This is a genomic window from Collinsella tanakaei (genome assembly GCF_016900375.1).
In the GTDB taxonomy this organism is placed as follows: domain Bacteria; phylum Actinomycetota; class Coriobacteriia; order Coriobacteriales; family Coriobacteriaceae; genus Collinsella.
Genome location: NZ_JACJKB010000013.1, coordinates 20,781 through 39,951, shown reverse-complemented (window position 1 = coordinate 39,951; position 19,171 = coordinate 20,781). Strand labels below are relative to the sequence as shown.

The window sequence follows — 19,171 nt, the reverse complement described above, 5'->3', positions numbered from 1 at the left end:
GCGGGCTACCTAACTGAGCGCCTGCGATAGTGTACGTCGCCCCGCCGGCGCTCGACCAGGCGCGCATTAGCCGCAAGCGCGAGCCGCAGGCCTATGATTACCATGCACAGGCAGACGAAACCTCCCAAGCCGCCCTCTACCACGCTGCGCGACACGGTATCGGGCAGCAGTTCCCAATCGACGCGCGAGAGCAGCACCGTCTGCAGGGCGAACACCGATATGAGGGCGCTCGCCAGGTTGAAGGCGCGCACGCCCCTGACCGCAAGCGTCTCCTCGCGGCGGGCGCGCACGAGGTTCACGAGCGCGATGAGGATCTGGATGAGCGCGTAGGCAGCGTACACATAGATGAGCGCACCGGGGTACTCGCCGCCGAACCCCTGAAGCACCAGGCGTGCCACCGTGCCCGACATGGCGAGAATCACGAGCACGAGCGCGATTCCGACGCGGCGGCAGCGCAGCAGCGATTCCTCGGTCTCGTAGCTCGAATCGATCGCGACGCTCATGAGAGCGCCCGACGCCAAATACGACTTGCCCACGTTGAGCGCGGCGATGACCAAGCCCACGGACAGCGCCCAAACCGAGCGCGCAAGGAGGGCAAGAACGACATTAGCCACGGCGAACACCACGTGGATGCTGCCGATGATCAGGCCGGTCGCCATTGCGCGGACCCGCGCGTTCTCGACAAGCGGGTGCGGCACGACGCTGCGGACAACGGAACCCACGCGCGACACCCGCCGAACCGTGATGTCGTTGTCGGCAGCACGCGTAGGCACGCCGGCGAGTCTACGAAACGCGCGGACGAGCGAGCGGCGCACCCGCGTGCGCAGCCGTGCGCGCGCACGGCCCTGCGTCTCGACGATAACCCGCATGCGCGCACCTCCCCACTTCGACAAAACGGCCCATCTTTATGATACCGGGCGAGCGGGAAAGCGGGTGCCACGCGCGCGTCGCGCTTGCGGGGAGCAACATGTTCCTTGTGGGCTTCACCCCAGTCGAATCCGCGCGAAAACGGCGTACGGGCACAGAACAGGAGGGCCTCGGTGGCATGCCGCCGATTATGAACCCAGGCGAAAATGGTGAGCAACTGCAAAGCCGACGGGCACAAATGAGCGCATTGCAGAATTATGAATGCCGTTTTCAGCGAATCTTTCGACAGCCCTTCAGTAGACCGACCAATTGCCTGAATGTCCAAGCGTTCTACCTGGGGTTTTATCGGAGACCTTCGCCCGGATTCCAGGGTATACCGGACCCCTCCAGTAAAAAACGCTGAAAACGGCCTCCATAATTCACGCGCCCGCCAAATGAGCGGGTAGACCGCTGCCGCCAGCGCCCTCGTGTCGTCATTGGCCACGATATTGAACCGCCCAAGGCGCCCTCCGGCGCAATCGCACGAAACCTACCGGGGCGCGACGCCGTAGACGTCGTTGCGCAGCAGGCGGTAGGCGACGGCGGCGAGCGGCACGCCCACGAACATGCCGGCGATACCGAAGGCGCCGCCGCCCACCGTGACCGCAGCGAGCACCCAGATGCCCGGCAGCTGGATGGACGAGCCCACGACGTGCGGATAGATGAGGTCGCCCTCGAGCTGCTGTAGCACCACGATGAAGATCAGGAAGATCAGCGCCTGCACAGGCGACACCATGAGGATCAAAAACGCCCCGACCGCCCCCGACAGCAGCGCGCCGACGATGGGAATGAGCGCCATGAACGCCGTCAGCGCACCGATCATGAGCGCATAGGGCAGCTGCAGCGCGAACATGCCGAGCGCGCACAGCACGCCGAGCACGACGGCCTCGGTGCACTGGCCCACGAGGAAGCGATGGAAGCAGTCGTCAGCGATGCCGAGCACATAGCGCACGCGCGAGAGCGTCTGCGCACTCAGGTAACGCTCCATGATCAGATCGCGCTGGATGGCAAGGCGCCTCTTGTTGAGCAGCACGAAGATGGAGAAGATGACCGCCAGGAAGAACGTCGCCGTGCCGGACACCACGCCCGACACCGCGCCGACCACACCGGACATCACCACGCCGGCAAGCTCGCTGGCGCGTGTGCGCCAGTCGAACGCCTCGAGCGAGGCCGTCACGCTGTTCACAAGGTCAGGCGTGATGAGGTCGCTTTCCTCGAGCCAGTCGAACAGGGCGACCGCCGCCACGGGGACCTCGTCGATAAGCAGCTTCACGCACTCGATGAGCTGGGGCACCACGAGCCACATGACGCCCGTCGCCACCACGACAAGCGTAAGAAGCGCGAGCACCAGGCAGACGCCCGGACGCACGCGCGCCACGACCGGGCTTTCGCTGCGCGCCAGGAAATGCCGCTCGTAGAAGCTCATGAGGATGTTCAGCGGGTACGCGAGCACGAGCCCCAGCACAAGCGGCGCCACCGCGCTCGCGATGAGCCCGATGAAGCCTGCGATATTCGGCCAGTAGTAGATGCCGAGGTACACCGCGAAGACCGCAAGCGCGACCAGGGCGATCGTGCGCCCGCTCGGTTGGTTCATAGCTGCTCCCCTTGAAGACTAGCCAGGCGTTTCGTTTCATCATACCCACTCGTACGACAGGATGGGGCCAGGTCCAAACTTGTCACCCGAGCGTGATGGTGAGCATGTTGCCCGCGAGCTCGGCGGAAAGCTCCATCCCCATGGCGCGGGCGAGGTTTGCCGCGACGGATAGACCAAGGCCGCTCCCCTTGGCGCCGCGGGCGGAATCCGCCTGGTAAAAGCGATCAAATAACCGATCCGGATCGATAGCGGTCGGGTCTTCCACGGCATTGGATATGCCAAGGAGGACCCGGCCGTTTTCCGTTCTCTGGGAGATCATCGGCGCCGACGAGCCGTGGCGCAACGCATTGACCACAAGGTTCGTGAGGATGCGCGCGAGCGCCTCGCGGTCGGCCTCGAGGGTCGCCGCGGCATCCTCGAAGGCGATCTGCGGCTCCCAGCCGCGCTCCTCGAAAGCCGGATACTGCCCGAGCAGGATCTCTTCCACAAAGGGCTTAAGCGCCACGGGTTCCATCTTGAGCGCCAGGTCGGGATCGGTCGACTTTGTGTAGGCGAAAAGCTGGTCGAGCAGCTCCGTCGTGGCGTCGATGCGCGCCGCCGCGGCATCCAGGTGCCGGGCGCGCTGGCCAGGATCTTCCTCGTCGCGCGCAAGCTGCAGGTAGCCCTTGGCGCCCATGAGCGGCGTGCGAATGTCGTGCGAGAGCGCCGAGAGATCGCGCTGAAACTCTTGCTGGTGACGCACCGCTTCGATATGCGCCTGCGCACTGCGGTCGAGCTCGGCGTTGACGGCGTCGGCCAGATCCGTCACGCCCGGAGCCCCGCCCGCCGTCACGCGTGCGTTGCTCTGCGGATCGCGTCCGCGCAGAAAGCGCGCGATGCGGCGCAGCTCGCCCAGGTAACGCGTCCCGGCAAGCAGCGCGCCCATGCCCAACCCGACCACGAGCAGGACGATGGCAAGCAGGCTGGTGTCCATGGCTCCTCCAGTTATCTGAAAGGGGCACCTCCCGGCGCTGCTTATGCGCGGGAGCTGCCCCGTACTTCCCTAAGGATAGGGACCGCCTCTATTGTCCCACTAGATATCGCGCTTGCGAGAGATGGCGAGCACGAGAGCGCCGGCGAGAACGATCCAGATGATGCCCGTGAGTACCGTCTGGATGCCGGGGGCGATGGTGAAGGCGTAGCCCGTCTCTCCCCAGATGCCAAGCGACGCGTTGAGGAACAGCTGCCCGCCTTGGCTCAGATTGCTGAGCGCCGTGGAGGGTATCCAAGCGGCGAGGGTCTCGAGCACCGGGCGAATCGGCTGCAGCACGCTCAGGATACCGCCGGTGGAGTACGCGAGGCCCATGAGCGTCTGCGGCACAACAGAGGCGCAGAAGCAGAAGGCGCCGATATAGCTCACCGGGCTCACGCGGGTCGCGTACACGAGGATGAGCGAGCACGCGGCAAGCGCCCAGGTGTTGAGCCAGAAGCCTACGAACCAGCCAATGACCTCGAGCGGTCCGTCCACCGTGTTGAAGACAGGGTGACCGGCGGTCATCACCGGCAGGCACGCCAGCACGACGAGCGTCGAGAAGATAATCATGAGCGCAGACAGCACGCCCACGAACAGCAGCTTGCCCGTGATGTACGAGAGGCGGCCCGAGCGCGCCGAGAGCACAGATTTGATGTAGCCGTTCTTAAACTCGGCAAGCGCGTGCTCAACCGCCATGAACGCCACGCAGAGCGGCACGAGGCCGTTCAGCATGTCGGCGAAATACACCGTGAGCGAGGTCTTCGTCACCACATCGCCGATGGTGCCGCCCGTCATGTCGAGAAACACCTGGCTGTTCGCGAAGGCCACGAGTGCCACGACGATCCCGTAGGCGGCAAGGATCGCGATGCCGTACTGCCAGAAGCTGCCGCGCAGGCCGCGCGGGCGAGTGATACGGTAGAGGTCGGATTTGATGAGGTTCAGCATGGTGTTACCTGCCTTTGCGACGCGAGAAGAGGGACGGTACGAGTTCGACGAGGAGGTCGATCAGGCAATCGAGCACGACTACCTCCTATCGACCGGGCTCGGACCGGGCGCCGCAGAGGCGCCGCCGTCCATGAGCTCCACGAAGTAATCCTCGATGTCGCGCTCGAGCACCGAAAGCTCGAGCACCACCTGGTCTGCCTCGTGCAGGATGCGGGACACGTCCTCGACCGAAGGCGCGCCGGATGCCGCAGGATCGGTCGATGCGCCGCCGAAGGATGCGGCGGCACTCCGCGCTCCCCCGCTGACCACGATGGCCTGGTCGGGTTCCATGCGGAAGGTCGCTCCCGCCAGACGCTCCTCGAGGATTGCCAGCGCGCGGGCGGGATCGGCGGTCCGTACGCGCACCGAGCTTCCGCAGGTGGCGTGCAGCTCCTCATCGGTGAATTCGCGCACCATGCGGCCTGCCGCGATGACGCCGAAGCGCGTGCACACGCGCATGAGCTGGTCGAGCACGTGGCTCGAGATCACGATGGTCACGCCGCGCTCCTGGTTGAGCCGCACGAGCGCACGGCGCAGGTCGCGCGTGGTCTCGGGGTCCATGCCGTTGAACGGCTCATCGAGCAGCAGCAGGTCGGGCGAGCCAACGAGCGCAAGCGCGAGACCCAGGCGCTGCTTCATGCCCTGCGAGAACTTCTTGACCTTGCGCGAGCCCGCCGCCTCGAGACCCACGAGCTGAAGCAGCTCGACCACCTGCTTGCGCGGACGCACGACGCCCATGGCAAGCGCCTTCATCATCAGGTTCTCGCCTGCCGAGAAGTTGGGCATGACACCCGGCTCCTCGATAAGCGCGCCGATGCGCGAGGGCGCAGCCGAGAAGCTGCCGGCACGGCCCTGGCCGGCGCTCACGCTGTTGAACAGTGCGAGCTCGCCTGAGGTCGGCGTCGTGAGGCCGGCGATCATCTTCATGGTCGTCGACTTGCCGGCGCCGTTTTTGCCCACGAAGCCGTAGATGTCGCCTGAGACCACCCGCATGTTCAGGTGATCGACGGCGAAGGTTTTCCCGTACCGCTTGGTGAGACCGCGGATATCGATCGCGTTCATGGTTGCTCCCATCTGTCGTTTCCATCTGTTGCCTACGAGTATGGAAGCCAACCTTTGAGCAGGTCTTATCCAACATTTAAGAAACCCTAAAGCATGACAGGTAGGACGGGGCCCAGTGTCATGCTTTTGCGACGCGAGGCCTCTGCCTTAGTCTTCCTGCAGCTTGAAGCCCATTCCCCACACGGTTTTGATGTAGCCGTCGGTGCCGCTCGCCTTGAGTTTCGCGCGGATGTTTGACAGGTGCACGTTCACCGTGTTGTCGTCGGCAGCATAGGGCTCTCCCCATGCACGCTCGAACAGCTCCTGTTTGGAAAAGACGCGCTTGGGGTGGGAGATGAGCGCGTGCAGGATGTTGAACTCGATGCGTGTGAGCTCAACGGGCTCGCCCGCGACCGTGAACGTATGCGCCTCGGGATCGAGCTCCCAGGCACGGAAGGTCAGCACGCTCGACGACGCGCCGGCCGTTGCGCCACCGGCATCGTTGCCCGCACCGGCAAGCCCGCGATGCCGTAGCTGCACCTCGATGCGCGCCACGAGCTCATCGAGGTCGAACGGCTTGGTAAGGTAGTCATCCGCCCCGAGCTTCAGCAGGTCGATGCGGTCAGATGCCGCCGTGCGCGCCGAGATGACGATGATGGGTACGCGCGCGTCGCGCTCGCGGATGAGGGCGACGAGCTCCTCACCATTCAGGCCCGGCAGCATAAGGTCGGAGACCACGATGTCAAAGGGAAACTCGTCGCCGCTGGCGAGCAGCCGCGCCTCGCTGCCTGAAAACGCCTGTGTGCAGTCCATGCCGTGCCGCGCCAGATGCGTGGCGACGATCTGGTTGATATCGGCATCATCCTCGACGATCAGCACGCGCGTTGCCGCCATATAAGCCCCCTTACGACAGTTGGGACGGGTTCAGCTGTCATCATTATGACAGCGACAAGATTGTACCTGGCACCATCTTGTCGCTATTCTGGTGACAGGTGAACCATCCCGGATGCCGCGAAGGAGCACGATGATCGGCAAGACGCTTGCAAAGGCCGCGATTTCTTCAGTTGCGGCGATGTTGGCTTTTCCCGCTTGCGCGTGGGCCGACATGGGCCTTGTGCAAAAGACCACCTCGGAAGGCACGATCGTCTACTACGACTTCGACGGCATCGGTTATGCGCTGATTATCGTCATCGCGCTCGTCTTGATCTTCCGTGGGCAGCGGAAGACGCTGAAGCGCATGGCAGCCGGAAAACGGCGTGCCCGGCGTGGCGAATCTGCCGCTGGCGAGCCCGCCGACCCCGGCGCCGAGGCCCTTGCCGCCGTCGAGCGCCTGAAGCGTGCCGAGCAGGCCGCCCGCGCGCCCAAGAAGCGCGTCATGCGGCAAAGGCCCGCCAACGCGCAGCGTCAGGGAGACGCAAATCAGAAGCAGCCCTGAGTCAAAGAGGCATTCTGAACGCTTTCGACGCCTTTCGCAGACTGCCGCCGTGGATCACTCACCAGCTCTTGGATGAAACCGCAACTTTTGTACCGCTGCACTTCCGCTGCAGCGCCAAATTGTGACGATAGCAAGCGGACATATCGCGCAATACGGTCAAATCAGCGCATAGCTTCCGGTCATTCGAAGCTTACCGTGACCATCTCGCGGTACAAAAGTGGCGGTTTCATCCAAGAGCACCTCGAATGTCGCCCAAACAGACGAAAACACGCATGAATGCGGCCGTCATCCCTCGACCTCGCGCAAAAGATCCGCGGGGTCCACATTGAACACGCGCGCGAGCTTGATGAGATTCGTGGTCGAAGGCTCGGACGCCCCCTGTTCCCACTTGCTCACCGCTTGCCGGCTGACGCCCACCTGCTGGGCGACGAGCTCCTGCGTCATATGGCAGGCCTCGCGATGCGAGCGCAGCACCTCGCCGAGGGTGCGGCGCGTCGCCACCGCTACGGGGTCCTTTGCCGCTTTCTCCTGACGCAAGAACCATCTGATAGCGAAGACGCAGACGACAACGAACAGGACAGGTGGAATAAGGCTGAGCAGCAACGAGGCGATGATGACTACCTCGAACCCTGACGGCACCATAGCAACTCCTCCCTACCGGACTTCGCCTCCATCGTATCCGGCAGCACGCGAAATGCCCAGCAACTATCGCGCTACATGCGGTTGCGTTTCGGTTGCAGCATGCGACAAGATTGAACCCGGCACCAACTTGTCAACGAACTGGCCGATCAGCCTGTTCACGTACTCCGACGCATCGGTGTTGGCGTTATGGCCCGCACCTTCGATCCATCTCATGGGAAGACCGGCGCGTCTTTCCCATGCTCGGTTGTAGCGCTTGGCCGACCCCGCAGCGTCGCGGTCTCCGCAGATGAGAAGTGCGGGGCAGTCGATGCGGTACGGCCGGTCCGCAAGCACGGCTTCCGCGAGCGCCCGGTAGCCGCAAACGGCAAGATCGATGTACTCCTGTTTAGAGTAATCGCTCATCATCCGACGCATAAGCTCCTGCCCGTACGAACTGGTCGCGCAGCCGCGTGAGCCGATGTCGAGCAGCATCTTCCAGGGAATCGACTGGTAAATCGCGCGCGTGTGCTTGAGCGCCCACAGCTCCGCCGACGTGTAGTACACACGCTGCAACGGACAGGAATCGATGGAGATGAACCCAGCGGCCTCGCCTGGATACAAATCGAGATACGCTTGCGCAACGTAACCGCCCATCGACTGCCCGATAAGCACGGGGTGTGTTAATCCCTCGCGTTGAAGAATCGCATGTAGCAGCCGGGCTAGGTCGGCCATGCTCCACCCGAGCTTGAATGGTCGCGATAACCCATGCGAGGGAGGGTCCCACACCAAGCAGCTCGCACGCGATTCAAAATGCCCGATCTGCTTGTCGAAAAGCCGATGGTCCGCCGTGAGTCCCGGAAGGAACACGAGCTGCGGCGCTTTCGGACAAGCGCATGATATCCAATAGCGGATGGCCCCGCCGTCGGCTGAGAACTCCTGTCCGACCATGAACCTCTCCCATCGTGGGAAAATAGGGACAGGCACCATTTTCCCACACAGGAGCGCATCGTGAGCGACATCATCATCCGGCAGATCACGGCGAACGACGACGCGGCGATCGCCGCCATCATCCGAGCGAATCTCGAGGCGCACCGGCTGGACATCCCCGGGACCGCATACTTTGACCCGGAGCTCGACCACCTGAGCGCCTACTACGATGCCGCCCCGGATCGCCGCACTTACTTCATACTGACCGATGCCGCAGGCACCGTGCTGGGCGGCGCCGGCCTGGCGGAGTTCCCCGGGCTGGACGCGTGCGCCGAACTTCAGAAGATCTATCTGAAGGATGCGGCCAAGGGCAAGGGGCTGGGAGCCGCCCTCGCCCAAGCCGTCGAAGCGCGCGCCCGTGAGCTTGGCTACCGTCGACTGTATCTGGAAACCCACACCGCGCTCGACGCCGCCATCCGCCTCTACGAACGCCTCGGCTACCAGCGCATCGAGCAGCCCGTACCCACCGCCCACACCACCATGGACCGCTTCTACCTCAAGGAACTGTAGCGGCCAACCGACAACTTGGGGCCAGGTCCAATCTTGTCGCCCACGCGGGCGACAAGATTGGACCTGGCCCCAAGTTGTCGGTTGCAACTGTGTATAGGTGAGTATATACTGTGCTTGTCGGGTATATACACTATACCCAAGGGGATGCGACGCCGACGTCAGTCGCCTCCCCCGCCGCGTGCACGGGGACGCCCGCGGACGCGGCACCCCGACGAGGGACGCCTTGCCGGGCGGCACGAAAGGAATCCGATCTTGGAAATCATCATCTCGAACGCAAGCAGCAAGCCCATCTACGAGCAGATCACGGACAGCATCAAAACCGCGATCCTCTCGGGCGAACTCGCTGAAGGCGAGCAGCTCCCCAGCATCCGGGCGCTCGCCAACAGCCTGCGTGTGAGCGCCATCACCACCAAGCGCGCCTACGCCGACCTCGAAGCCGCGGGCTTCATCGAGACGGTGCAAGGCAAGGGCAGCTTCGTCGCCGGCGGCAACGCCGAGCTCATCCGCGAAGAGCAGCTTCGCCAGGTGGAGGCGCACATGGCCCGCGCGATCGACGCCGGCCGCGCCATGGGACTCACCGACACCGAGCTCACCGAGATGTTCGCGCTCGAACTGGAATAGGCGCCCGCCGCAAGCGAACGCCGCAAGAAAGGACCGGCCATGTCAGCTATGGCATCCGATATCACCTCCGGCGCGCCCCTCATCGAGGCGCACGGACTCACCAAGCACTACCAGGACTTCTCGCTCCAAGGCGTCGACCTCACCGTAGACGAGGGTGAGATCGTGGGCTTCGTCGGCCAGAACGGCGCCGGCAAGTCGACGACCATCAAGGCCCTCCTCGGCCTCACCACCCTCGACGGCGGCACCGCTCGCATCCTGGGCACCGACGTCAACGACCTCGCCCATGGCTCGACGGGGGCATGCATCAAGGAGCAGATCGGCGTCGTCTTCGACACCGTGTCGATCCCTGGCCACCTGCGCGTGGCCGATGTGGGCCGTGTGCACGCCCGCGCGTTCAGCCAGTGGAGCCAGCACCTGTTCGACCAGCTCGTCCGCGAGTTCGGCCTCGGCACCAACAAGCAGGTAAAGGACCTGTCTCGCGGCATGGGCATGAAGCTCAGCCTCGCCTGCGCCCTGTCCCACGACGCCCGTCTGCTCGTACTCGACGAGGCCACAGCGGGCCTCGACCCCATGGCGCGCGACGAGATCCTCGACCGCCTGCGCGCTTTCGTGGAGACGCCCGGCCACGCGGTGCTCATGAGCAGCCACATCACGAGCGATCTCGAGAAGATCGCCGACCGCGTGCTGTGCATCGAGGGCGGACGCATCGTCTTCGACCTCGCCAAGGACGAGATCACCGACGAGATGGGCATCGCCCGCTGCCGCGTGGCGGAGTTCGAGGCGGTCGCCGCATCCGGCATCATCCCCGAGCGCGAGCTTCGCTACCGCAAGCACGACTACGGCATCGACCTACTCGTTCCCGACCGCTTCGCGTTTGCGCGGCAGTTCCCCAACATCCCCGTCGACCACATGACCATCGACGACTACATGACGCTGACGCTGAAAGGTGGTGTGCGATAGATGAAGCGCGCATACCTGATTGAAATGACCGTTATCCGCGACTACGCCCGTCAGCTCTTCGGCCTGGGCATCTTCGTCGGCCTGTGCACGAGCCTGGGCATGCAGAGCATCGTCGCCATCCCCGGCGTGCTCACCTGCATGTACCTCATCATGGGGACCATCGCCGGCTCGGCATACGACGAGCAGAACAACTGGGGGCTCTACCGGCTCACCATGCCCGTCAGCCGCCGCGACGTGGTGCTCGGACGCTACGGCGTCATCGCGACGCTCGGGCTTCTGGGTATGCTTGCGGGCTTCATCGCCACGATCGCGCTCTCGCTGATCGCCGGCGTGGTCCCGCTGCCGGGAGACCTCTCGAGCTCGCTCGGGCTTACGCAGGACAACGTGCAGGCGATGGTGTTCTCCTGCGCGGTCTGCACGATCATCGGATCTGCCGTCGCGAGCATCGAGACGCCGATCTATTTCCGCTTGGGCCAGACGAAGGCGACCCAATGGATCCCCATGATCTCCGTGTTCCTGTTCATCGGCCCCATGGTGATCCTGGGCGCCACCGGCGGGCTCGACAACTTCGCTGGCATCGCCGACGCGGTCCGCGGCCTGTTCGCCTTCATCGAGACGCCTATCGGCGTTGTGACGAGCATGGCCGTCGCCATCGTGGTCGCCTGCATCATCCTCGGCATCTCCGCCGCCGTCTCGCTCAAGCTCTACGAGCAGCGCGAGCTGTAGCGACAAGTTGGGGCCAGGTACAATCTTGTCGTACTCCACCTCATCTCGCGACAAGTTTGGACCTGGCCCCATCTTGTCGCCTGCTCACTTCCAGCGCTTGAGTGTCGGCAGCACCGCGCCGAGCAGCGAGGCGCACTCGTCCGGCGTCCAGCCCATGAACTCGGCCATGCGCGGGGCGCAGTCTTCGATCATGTCCTCCATCGTGGTCTCGTAGGTGTAGGCGCCGTCCTCGTAGCACCAGCGGCAAAAGTCCTCGGCCTCGGCGCCATCCGCCTCGTGACCGTGCTGGTCGGGACCGGTGAACATCATGCCGCAGCTCTGGCAGTAGTGCTCCGGCATGTCGAGCAGCGTCGTCACAGGCACGTCCAGCTCGCGCGCGATAAGCTTGATCATGTCGATGCCCGGCTCCGTGGCACCCGTCTCCCAGCGGCTCACGGCCTGACGGGTGATGTAGAGCCGGCGCGCCAGCTCTTCCTGGGTGAGGCCGCGCTCGCGGCGCAGGCGGGACAGGGCGTCTTTCAGCATGATCATCGAGGGGCTCCTCTCGGTCGGGTCCGCCACCATTGTCGCCGGCGGTGCCCAGCGCGTCGAGCAACAACCTGTTGCGACAAGATTGAACCTGGCCCCATCTTGTCGACCGGCCACGCCGCGCCAACCAACTCCCCGGCTACCGCAACGCCCGCTTGATCTCGTCAAGCAGCAGGTCGATATGGTCATCCCGATGATTGAGTGCCGGAATGTAGGTAACGTCAGGATTCCCGCCGCGCGCCCGGCAGCACTGCTCGAACCGCCCTTTGGCGACAGATGCGATGTCGTACAGCGATTCGAGGCAGTCGGACGCGAAGCCCGGCGTCACGAGGGCGATTCGGTCCACACCCTCGTCCGCCCAGGCATCCAGAATCGTGTTGGGATGCGGCGTCGCCCACGAGCGCGAGTCCTCGAAGCGCGAGTGGAATGCGACTGCCCAATCGTCAACGGAAAGCCCCAAGAGCTCGGCCACCCGACCCATCGAATCTCGAACCTCATCGAGATAGGTATCGCCCGCCTCGACGTCGTTCAGGGGCACCGAGTGAAACGAGAACAGGACCTTGCTCCCCGCGCGCCATTCCCACCGCTCCGCGATCGACCGGGCAAGTGCTTCCCAATAGAGCGGGTTGTCCGCATAGCCCTCGACGACCCTCGCCACCTCGGAGGGGGCGACAACGCTCAGAAACCGCTCCTTACAGGTGCCTACCGTGCAGGTTGCCGTCTGCGGAAAGAGCGGGAACCCAAGAAACCGCGTGCACCCCTGGCGCCGCAGCGACACCACGGCATCCTCGATGGAAGGCGACCCGTAGCGCATGCCGACCTCGGCAACGAAGGGCAGCCCCTCCCGGGACATACGCTCGTTGAGCTCATCGCGCTGCTTGAGCGACTCGACAAGCAGGGGTGCGCCCTCAGGCGTCCACACCTGCCGATACCGAGGAGCGGTCTTCTTCGGACGATTTCGCGCCACGATTCCATGGAGAATGGGAAGCCAGATCGCATGGGGAACGCGAACGATGTTCCTATCGGAGAGAAACTCGATGAGATAGGAACGGATGTCCTCGGGATCCGGCGATGCGGGAGACCCCGTGTTGATCAGGATGACCCCGGTTTTTTCATGCAAGCAGTCCATGGAGCCGACTATAGCAAAACGTCTTCCAATTGTGAGCCGCAAGACGCGAGCAGTTTGGCACGAAGATGCCCTTGCCTATCCTTCGCGATGAGACCCATCACCAGAAAAACCCTTCCCTTCTTGAAAAAGTGAGCTACAGTAAACTTGTATTTGTTTGTCTAGGCGTACTTTTGGCACGCATGAAGGGAACCGCCATGAGCGCATTGAGCTTTCTCAAGGGAACGCACGGCCTGCTGTTGGGAGCAGGAGTGGCTATCGGATCGGTCGGCGTCAAGGTGCTGACGAGCGACTCCGCCAAGCGACTTTACGTCAAAGCCGTCGCAGCGGGCCTGCGTGCCAAGAGCGCCTGCGAGGACACGCTCGAGAGCGCACGCGCCGAGGTGGATGACATCATCGCCGAAGCGAGCTACCTCAACGAGACCACCTACCGCTCCGATGCGCAGGCGGATGGCGAATCCTGCGAGTCCGCCCCCGTCGAAGCATAGAGCAGACCGTGAGATACACCATCGATCACGAGCTGCCACAACGAATCCGGCTGACCCTTTCCGACCGCGTCTCCGTATCCGACGCCGCCGCTTTGGAGCCGATGCTCGCATCCTGGACCGGCATCGAGCGCGTGCGTGTCTACCCGCGTATACGCTCTGTTGCCGTCTGGAGTCGCGACGAACTGGCAAAAACGGCCCTGCTCGGCAGGCTGGATGCCCTCACGCCCGAACAGCTGAGTGCCGCGGGCGCCCAGACGCCCGGTGCCCTAGCGCCCGTCGATGCGCCCGTCGTCCGCAGCATCGCCCGCCTTGCCGGCTCCTACCTGATGCGCCGCTGGTTCATGCCACCCGCGCTCCGGACAATCTGGGCAGGCATCCACTATCTCGGCTTCCTACGCGCCGGTCTGGCATCGCTTGCACACGGCAGGCTAGACGTGCCGGTGCTCGACGCCTCGGCGATAGGCCTCTCGTTTGCCAAGCGAGACCCCAAGACCGCCGCGAGCACCATGTTCCTGCTCGATCTGGGCGATGCGCTCGAGGACGCAACCCGCGCGAAATCTGAACACGAGCTCATTCGCTCACTTATGGCGATCCCCCAGAACGCGCGGCGTCTAGAGGATGGCGAAGAGGTCATCGTGCCCGCGCAGAGCCTCCGTGCGGGCGACCTTGTCGTGGCGCGCACCGGAATGCCCGTGTGCGTGGACGGCGTTGTGGAGCACGGCTTCGCCCTCGTCAACCAAGCAGCGCTCACCGGCGAGCCGCTCGCCGTGGAGCGCGCCGTCGGCGACGACGTCTTCGCCGGAACAGCGGTGGAGGAGGGCGAGATCCTCATCCGTGTGGGTGCCGAGCCCGCTTCGACCAAGCTGCGCTCCATCGTGAACCTCGTCGAGGCGTCCGAGGCGCTCAGAAGCGAGGTGCAGGCGCGCCGCGAAAACCTCGCCGACCGCTTCGTGCCATGGAACTTCCTGCTCGCGGGCTTCGTGGCGGCAACGACCCGCAGCCTCACCAAGTCCTCCGCCGCCCTCATGGTCGACTACTCGTGCGCACTCAAGCTGACTTCATCCATCAGCGTGCTCGCAGCCATGCGGCAAAGCGCGCAGGAGGGCATGACCGTGAAGGGAGCCAAGCATTTCGAGGCGATTGCCGCCGCCGACACTATCGTGTTCGACAAAACGGGCACGCTCACCGAGGCCACACCGCGCGTGGCGCGCGTGCTCGCCCTATCGTCCGGTTGGACAGAAGATGAGGTCTTGCGCACATCCGCCTGCCTGGAAGAGCATTTTCCCCATCCCGTGGCGCGTGCCATAGTTGCCGCCGCGACGGCACGCGGCCTCGAGCACCGTGAGCGCCATGCCGAAGTTGCCTACATCGTGGCGCACGGAATCGCTTCCGAACTCGACGGCAAGCGCATCGTCATTGGAAGCAGGCACTTCGTGATGGAAGACGAGCACATCGACGTCTCCCCCGAGATGGAGGAGCTCGTCGAGTGCGAGCTCGAGGGCCTCTCCCCGCTCTACCTCGCCCAAGACGGCAGGCTCGTGGGCGCCATCGGCATCGAGGATCCCCTGAAGCCCGGCGCATCCGAGGCGATCGCCGCCCTGCGCGCACAGGGCATACGCCACGTCATCATGCTCACTGGCGACAACGAGCGCACCGCCGCCCGCATCTCCGCCGAAGCGGGCATCACGGAGTTTCGCGCCAACCTCCTTCCCGAGGACAAGCACGCCTATGTGGAGGAGCTCGTGCGCCAGGGACGGCACGTGATCATGGTGGGCGACGGCGTCAACGACGCCCCGGCGCTTTCCGCCTCCGACGTCGGCATCGCCATGGGCACAGGCACCGCCATTGCCCAGGAGGTAGCCGACATCACGCTCGCAACGGGCGACCTGAGCTCCGTCGTGCGTCTCCGCGAGCTGAGCCGCGCACTTATGGCCCGCCTCGACCGCTCGTTCGCTGCCGTCATGGGAATCAACTCCGCCCTGCTTGCGGCGGGTATCGCCGGTATCATCCAGCCCCAGACCTCGGCGCTGCTGCATAACGGGAGCACCATCGCGCTCGCTGCAAAGAGCGCTTGCCGGCTCTAGCGAAGCCAGCCCTCCCGACCTGGCGCCCGCTGCGCGCACGACACGCTGGTCATGCGCGCAGCGGGCTTTTCCGCAGGTCCCTCGAAGAACGGCCCGATGCGCGGCCGGGAGGACATGCGGGTCCCGGACGCCACCGAATCCCGCAACGTCCAAAACCCGCACATCCATGAGGCGATGATCCGCCTACAGCGCCCAGTTCGCGCTCTCGGTCTGCAAGCGCACCATGCGGGCGAAAAGACCGCCGCGCGCCAGGAGCTCAGCAGGACTCCCCTGCTCGGCCACGCGCCCGCCATCGAGCACCACGATCTTGTCCGCCGCCTGCACCGTGCGCATGCGGTGGGCGATCACGATGACGGTCTTGCCGACAAGGAGCCTCGAGAGTGCCTCCTGGACCTTCGTCTCGTTCTCCACGTCCAAGCTCGCCGTCGCCTCGTCGAGCAGCACGACGGGCGCGTCCTTGAGCAGCGCGCGGGCGATGGAGATGCGCTGACGCTCACCGCCGGAGAGCTTGGAGCCGTTCTCGCCGATCATCGTGTCGTAGCCTTCCGGCAACCTGCTCACGAACTCGTCGCAGTTGGCGGCACGCGCAGCTGCCAGCACCTCCTCGTCGGTGGCGCCGCGTCGACCCAAACGGATATTGCCCATCACCGTGTCGTCGAACAGCAGGACGTCCTGAAAGACCACGGCGAAATCGCGCAGCAGGGCCTCCGGGTCCACGGTCGCCACATCCACGCCGCCCACGGTGACGCGGCCCGCGTCCGCATCCCACAGGCGCGCCGCCAAGCGCGCGCAGGTGGACTTGCCGGAGCCGGAGGGCCCCACGAGTGCCGTGACCTCGCCCTCGCGGGCCGTAAACGTCACGCCGTCGAGCACCTTCTCGCCGCCGCCGTAAGAGAACGAAACTCCCTCGAAGCAGATATCATGACCTGCCGGGTCATAGGCCTCTGAACCCTGCGCGAGCGGCTCCTCGAAAAAGCCCTTCATGCGCGCCGCGGCCGTCTTTGCCGAGAAGAGCTCCGCGATGAGCATGAGGCACTGGTCGAAGGGCGCGTAGATGCGGCTCACCACGATAAGGAAGGCGAACAGCGTCATAAAGGTGCAGGAGCCCTCCAAGATGAAGACGGCGCCGGCGAGAACCGTCGTCGCGAGGCCCAAGCGCAACACGATCTGCGCGCCGTTCACGCAGACGCCGCAGGCGATCTCGGAGCGAGCCGCCTGACGCTCGGCGGCGTCCACGTCGGCGTGGATATGCTCGAGGTAGCGGTCCTCCTGGTTGGTGGCGCGCACCTCGCGCACGCACTCGAGTGCCTCCTGGATGTCCTCCGAGGTGACAAGGCCGCGCATGCGCGTCTTCTCCATCATGGGCTGAAGCGTGCGGCGCGCGCCGAACAGGATTGCCAGACCCACCGGGCAGCTCCACAGCGACGCCGCCGCGAGCCGCCAATCGAATGCGAAGAGCCCCACCGCGGCCACAGCGAGCGTAACGTAGGCTCCGTAGAGCTCGGGCAGCACGTGGCTGTAGGCGTGCTCGGTGGTCTTGACGTCGGTCATGAGGGTCTCGGTGAGGTCGGCAAGATCGCGCCTGCCGAAAAACGAGAGGGGCAGCTTGCGCAGACGCTCGGCAAGTCCGATGCGCTGCCGGCCGCTCTCCTTGTAGATGACGCCGTACTGGTAGTAATATGCCCAATACTCGGTCACGAAGAGCACGACGGCGAAGACCGCGATGGCAAGCGCGTAGGGTGCCGGCGCGGGCAGCGGAGCGCCTTGCGTAAGGTGCGCCACAAGCGACTCCATAAGCTTGTAGATGATGCCCACCCCGCCGAAGATGACGAGGTTCGAGGCCGCCGTCCACACGGTGCCGAGCTTGACGTTGCGCATGCCCTCATCGGTGAGGGCGTACTTCTCCTGGAGACTCATCTACTCCACCTCCTGGGCGCTCGTGATGCGCCAGCTCACGGACCGCTCATAATCCGCCCACATGCGGGCGTACAGGCCGCCTGCCGCCAGCAGCTCGTCGTGCGCGCCCTGCTCGGCCACGTGTCCGGCGTCCAGCACCACGATCTTGTCGGCGTTCCGCACCGTGGAAAGCCTATGCGCGATCATGAGGACCGTGCGAGGCTCGCCATCGCGCCCGCGGGCAAGCCGTCTGAATGCCGCCTGGATCTTGACCTCGTTTTCCGGATCGGCGAAGGCCGTGGCCTCGTCGAGCACCACCACCGGCGCGTTCTTCAGGATGGCGCGGGCGATCATCAGGCGCTGGACCTCGCCGCCGGAAAGGTGCGCTCCACCCGTACCCACAAGCGTGTCGACGCCCTGCGGCAGCTTGTCCAAAATGTCGGAGCACTGGGCGGCCTCGAGGGCGGCAAGCACCTCATCGCGCGTCGCGTCGGGACGCGCAGCGCGAACATTCTCCAGCACCGTCTGCTTGAACGGCCTGTTCGCCTGAAATACGAACGCCACGCGGTCCATGAGGTCATGCGGGTCCATATCGCGCACATCCACGCCTCCGAGCTCCACGCGCCCCGAGCCGACATCCCAGAAGCGCGGCACGAGACTCGCCGCCGTGGTCTTGCCGCCACCGGAGGGCCCCACGAGCGCCACGGTGGCGCCCGCCGGAACATCGAAGCTCACGCGATCGAGCGCCGGGACATCCGAACTCTCATAGGTGAAGGAAACGTCCGCGAAGCGGATAGCGTTGCCCTGAGGCGTGCAGGGGCGCGCAGGCGCCGAGATGACGGGAGCGGCGAGCACATCCTCAACGCGTGAGACCGCGTCCGCCGCGGACTGGAAGGCCTCGGACATGAACATCACACGCGTGACCGCAGTGGGAATCACGGCCGCGAAGATTGCGTAGAACGCGAAGTTGGCGACGAAGCGCGCGAAGTCCCCCTCGCCCGGCGCCAGCAGAATCGCCGCGGGCACGAGGAAGATCGCGACGCCGTTGATGACCGTGAGCGAAAGCGACTGCGGCGTCTGGCACCATTTGACCGCGTAGTCCTGCGCAAGGCGCGTGAACTCGTCGATGGCGTCGTGGAACGCCTTGAACGAGTAGACCGTCTGCTGGAAGACCTTGACCACGGGGATGCCACGCACGTACTCCACCGTAGCGTTCGTCATGCGCTCCTGGTTGACCAGATGGCGCCGCATCTTGTCCGTGATCGACTTATTGGAGAAGCCCGCCGCCTCGACGCCGAACGCCGCGACCATGCACGCCACCGCCGCCAGGCCGAAACGCCAGTCGAAGACGAAGAGCAGCACCACGATCGCCACCGGCGCGGTGAATGCCGCCGCCATGTCGGGCAGCGAGTGGGCCAAGAACCCCTCGATGGCGCCGACGCTCTCGTCCATGACTTTCCCGACGCGCCCCGTGCCCAGAGCCTCGAGGCGCCCCAGCGGGATGCGCCCCAGGTGCTCGACGATCTGGAGCTTGAGGTTGTACTCGGCGTCGAAGGCCGCCGAATGCGCGCAGAGAAGCGCCGCGAGGTAGAGGCCGATGTTGCCCGCCACGTCCCCGAGGGCCATCCAGCCGAGGCCCGCCGCCTGCAGGC

The 19,171-nt window shown here is 64.8% G+C and carries 19 protein-coding genes; 7 read left to right on the top strand and 12 right to left on the bottom strand.

Features of this window, described 5'->3' with window-relative positions:
• Nucleotides 1–5 precede the first annotated feature (5 nt).
• The 6 genes from H6A16_RS08430 to H6A16_RS08405 all read right to left on the bottom strand — a co-directional run bounded on the left by H6A16_RS08430 (nt 6) and on the right by H6A16_RS08405 (nt 6,431).
• Complete coding sequence (locus H6A16_RS08430) at nt 6–869, bottom strand: hypothetical protein (protein WP_204618139.1); 864 nt, start codon at nt 867–869, stop codon at nt 6–8.
• A 527-nt stretch (nt 870–1,396) separates the two neighbouring features.
• Nucleotides 1,397–2,500 carry an AI-2E family transporter gene (locus tag H6A16_RS08425; RefSeq protein WP_204618137.1) on the bottom strand — a complete coding sequence of 368 codons (1,104 nt, stop codon included), beginning with the start codon at nt 2,498–2,500 and terminating at the stop codon, nt 1,397–1,399.
• An 82-nt stretch (nt 2,501–2,582) separates the two neighbouring features.
• Nucleotides 2,583–3,473 carry a sensor histidine kinase gene (locus tag H6A16_RS08420; RefSeq protein ID WP_204618135.1) on the bottom strand — a complete coding sequence of 297 codons (891 nt, stop codon included), beginning with the start codon at nt 3,471–3,473 and terminating at the stop codon, nt 2,583–2,585.
• Nucleotides 3,474–3,572: 99 nt separating this feature from the next.
• The gene (locus H6A16_RS08415) at nt 3,573–4,457 is read right to left on the bottom strand and encodes a hypothetical protein (RefSeq protein WP_204618133.1); all 885 of its coding nucleotides are present in this window, start codon (nt 4,455–4,457) and stop codon (nt 3,573–3,575) included.
• Between the two features lie 78 nt (nt 4,458–4,535).
• Nucleotides 4,536–5,558, bottom strand: a complete 1,023-nt coding sequence (locus H6A16_RS08410) for an ABC transporter ATP-binding protein (RefSeq protein WP_204618131.1) — start codon at nt 5,556–5,558, stop codon at nt 4,536–4,538.
• 147 nt (nt 5,559–5,705) lie between these two features.
• Nucleotides 5,706–6,431, bottom strand: coding sequence for a response regulator transcription factor (locus tag H6A16_RS08405; RefSeq protein WP_204618129.1), 726 nt, complete (start codon nt 6,429–6,431; stop codon nt 5,706–5,708).
• A gap of 130 nt (nt 6,432–6,561) precedes the next feature.
• Between H6A16_RS08405 and H6A16_RS08400 the strand changes: the two genes are divergently transcribed.
• Nucleotides 6,562–6,972: a hypothetical protein gene (locus H6A16_RS08400; RefSeq protein ID WP_204618127.1), complete on the top strand. Its 411-nt coding sequence runs from the start codon at nt 6,562–6,564 to the stop codon at nt 6,970–6,972.
• A 285-nt stretch (nt 6,973–7,257) separates the two neighbouring features.
• Here H6A16_RS08400 and H6A16_RS08395 read toward each other — a convergent pair whose 3' ends face one another.
• Together H6A16_RS08395 and H6A16_RS08390 are read right to left on the bottom strand one after the other, a co-directional pair.
• Nucleotides 7,258–7,614: a helix-turn-helix domain-containing protein gene (locus H6A16_RS08395; RefSeq protein ID WP_204618124.1), complete on the bottom strand. Its 357-nt coding sequence runs from the start codon at nt 7,612–7,614 to the stop codon at nt 7,258–7,260.
• Nucleotides 7,615–7,677: 63 nt separating this feature from the next.
• Nucleotides 7,678–8,541: an alpha/beta fold hydrolase gene (locus tag H6A16_RS08390; RefSeq protein WP_204618122.1), complete on the bottom strand. Its 864-nt coding sequence runs from the start codon at nt 8,539–8,541 to the stop codon at nt 7,678–7,680.
• 60 nt (nt 8,542–8,601) lie between these two features.
• Here H6A16_RS08390 and H6A16_RS08385 point away from each other — a divergent pair, with 60 nt between their 5' ends.
• The 4 genes from H6A16_RS08385 (at nt 8,602) to H6A16_RS08370 (ending at nt 11,397) form a co-directional block, all read left to right on the top strand.
• The gene (locus tag H6A16_RS08385; RefSeq protein WP_204618120.1) at nt 8,602–9,090 is read left to right on the top strand and encodes a GNAT family N-acetyltransferase; all 489 of its coding nucleotides are present in this window, start codon (nt 8,602–8,604) and stop codon (nt 9,088–9,090) included.
• A 252-nt stretch (nt 9,091–9,342) separates the two neighbouring features.
• Nucleotides 9,343–9,711, top strand: a complete 369-nt coding sequence (locus tag H6A16_RS08380) for a GntR family transcriptional regulator (RefSeq protein ID WP_204618117.1) — start codon at nt 9,343–9,345, stop codon at nt 9,709–9,711.
• Nucleotides 9,712–9,750: 39 nt separating this feature from the next.
• Nucleotides 9,751–10,671 carry an ABC transporter ATP-binding protein gene (locus H6A16_RS08375; RefSeq protein WP_204618115.1) on the top strand — a complete coding sequence of 307 codons (921 nt, stop codon included), beginning with the start codon at nt 9,751–9,753 and terminating at the stop codon, nt 10,669–10,671.
• Nucleotides 10,672–11,397 carry an ABC-2 transporter permease gene (locus H6A16_RS08370; protein ID WP_204618113.1) on the top strand — a complete coding sequence of 242 codons (726 nt, stop codon included), beginning with the start codon at nt 10,672–10,674 and terminating at the stop codon, nt 11,395–11,397.
• 84 nt (nt 11,398–11,481) lie between these two features.
• Here the strand turns inward: H6A16_RS08370 and H6A16_RS08365 are convergent, their stop codons facing one another.
• Entirely contained in the window at nt 11,482–11,928 is a 447-nt protein-coding gene (locus H6A16_RS08365) for a zinc ribbon domain-containing protein (RefSeq protein ID WP_204618111.1), read from the bottom strand.
• Nucleotides 11,929–12,064: 136 nt separating this feature from the next.
• Nucleotides 12,065–13,054 (bottom strand): ferrochelatase, encoded by a 990-nt coding sequence (gene hemH / locus H6A16_RS08360; protein WP_204618108.1) that lies wholly within the window; start codon nt 13,052–13,054, stop codon nt 12,065–12,067.
• Between the two features lie 194 nt (nt 13,055–13,248).
• On the opposite strand from hemH, the gene H6A16_RS08355 reads away from it, so the two are divergent.
• Nucleotides 13,249–13,539: a DUF6110 family protein gene (locus H6A16_RS08355; RefSeq protein WP_204618106.1), complete on the top strand. Its 291-nt coding sequence runs from the start codon at nt 13,249–13,251 to the stop codon at nt 13,537–13,539.
• 8 nt (nt 13,540–13,547) lie between these two features.
• Complete coding sequence (locus H6A16_RS08350) at nt 13,548–15,623, top strand: heavy metal translocating P-type ATPase (protein WP_204618104.1); 2,076 nt, start codon at nt 13,548–13,550, stop codon at nt 15,621–15,623.
• A gap of 183 nt (nt 15,624–15,806) precedes the next feature.
• Here H6A16_RS08350 and H6A16_RS08345 read toward each other — a convergent pair whose 3' ends face one another.
• Both H6A16_RS08345 and H6A16_RS08340 read right to left on the bottom strand, forming a co-directional pair.
• Nucleotides 15,807–17,540 carry an ABC transporter ATP-binding protein gene (locus tag H6A16_RS08345; RefSeq protein ID WP_204618102.1) on the bottom strand — a complete coding sequence of 578 codons (1,734 nt, stop codon included), beginning with the start codon at nt 17,538–17,540 and terminating at the stop codon, nt 15,807–15,809.
• Complete coding sequence (locus tag H6A16_RS08340) at nt 17,541–19,145, bottom strand: ABC transporter ATP-binding protein (protein ID WP_204618100.1); 1,605 nt, start codon at nt 19,143–19,145, stop codon at nt 17,541–17,543. It abuts the gene before it with no gap.
• Nucleotides 19,146–19,171 lie beyond the last annotated feature (26 nt).

Coding starts and splice junctions, on each gene's coding strand:
- H6A16_RS08430 (WP_204618139.1), bottom strand. CDS start 869: ATGCGGGTTATCGTCGAGACGCAGGGCCGTGCGCGCGCACGGCTGCGC.
- H6A16_RS08425 (WP_204618137.1), bottom strand. CDS start 2,500: ATGAACCAACCGAGCGGGCGCACGATCGCCCTGGTCGCGCTTGCGGTC.
- H6A16_RS08420 (WP_204618135.1), bottom strand. CDS start 3,473: ATGGACACCAGCCTGCTTGCCATCGTCCTGCTCGTGGTCGGGTTGGGC.
- H6A16_RS08415 (WP_204618133.1), bottom strand. CDS start 4,457: ATGCTGAACCTCATCAAATCCGACCTCTACCGTATCACTCGCCCGCGC.
- H6A16_RS08410 (WP_204618131.1), bottom strand. CDS start 5,558: ATGAACGCGATCGATATCCGCGGTCTCACCAAGCGGTACGGGAAAACC.
- H6A16_RS08405 (WP_204618129.1), bottom strand. CDS start 6,431: ATGGCGGCAACGCGCGTGCTGATCGTCGAGGATGATGCCGATATCAAC.
- H6A16_RS08400 (WP_204618127.1), top strand. CDS start 6,562: ATGATCGGCAAGACGCTTGCAAAGGCCGCGATTTCTTCAGTTGCGGCG.
- H6A16_RS08395 (WP_204618124.1), bottom strand. CDS start 7,614: ATGGTGCCGTCAGGGTTCGAGGTAGTCATCATCGCCTCGTTGCTGCTC.
- H6A16_RS08390 (WP_204618122.1), bottom strand. CDS start 8,541: ATGGTCGGACAGGAGTTCTCAGCCGACGGCGGGGCCATCCGCTATTGG.
- H6A16_RS08375 (WP_204618115.1), top strand. CDS start 9,751: ATGTCAGCTATGGCATCCGATATCACCTCCGGCGCGCCCCTCATCGAG.
- H6A16_RS08370 (WP_204618113.1), top strand. CDS start 10,672: ATGAAGCGCGCATACCTGATTGAAATGACCGTTATCCGCGACTACGCC.
- H6A16_RS08365 (WP_204618111.1), bottom strand. CDS start 11,928: ATGATCATGCTGAAAGACGCCCTGTCCCGCCTGCGCCGCGAGCGCGGC.
- hemH (WP_204618108.1), bottom strand. CDS start 13,054: ATGGACTGCTTGCATGAAAAAACCGGGGTCATCCTGATCAACACGGGG.
- H6A16_RS08355 (WP_204618106.1), top strand. CDS start 13,249: ATGAGCGCATTGAGCTTTCTCAAGGGAACGCACGGCCTGCTGTTGGGA.
- H6A16_RS08345 (WP_204618102.1), bottom strand. CDS start 17,540: ATGAGTCTCCAGGAGAAGTACGCCCTCACCGATGAGGGCATGCGCAAC.
- H6A16_RS08340 (WP_204618100.1), bottom strand. CDS start 19,145: ATGGCCCTCGGGGACGTGGCGGGCAACATCGGCCTCTACCTCGCGGCG.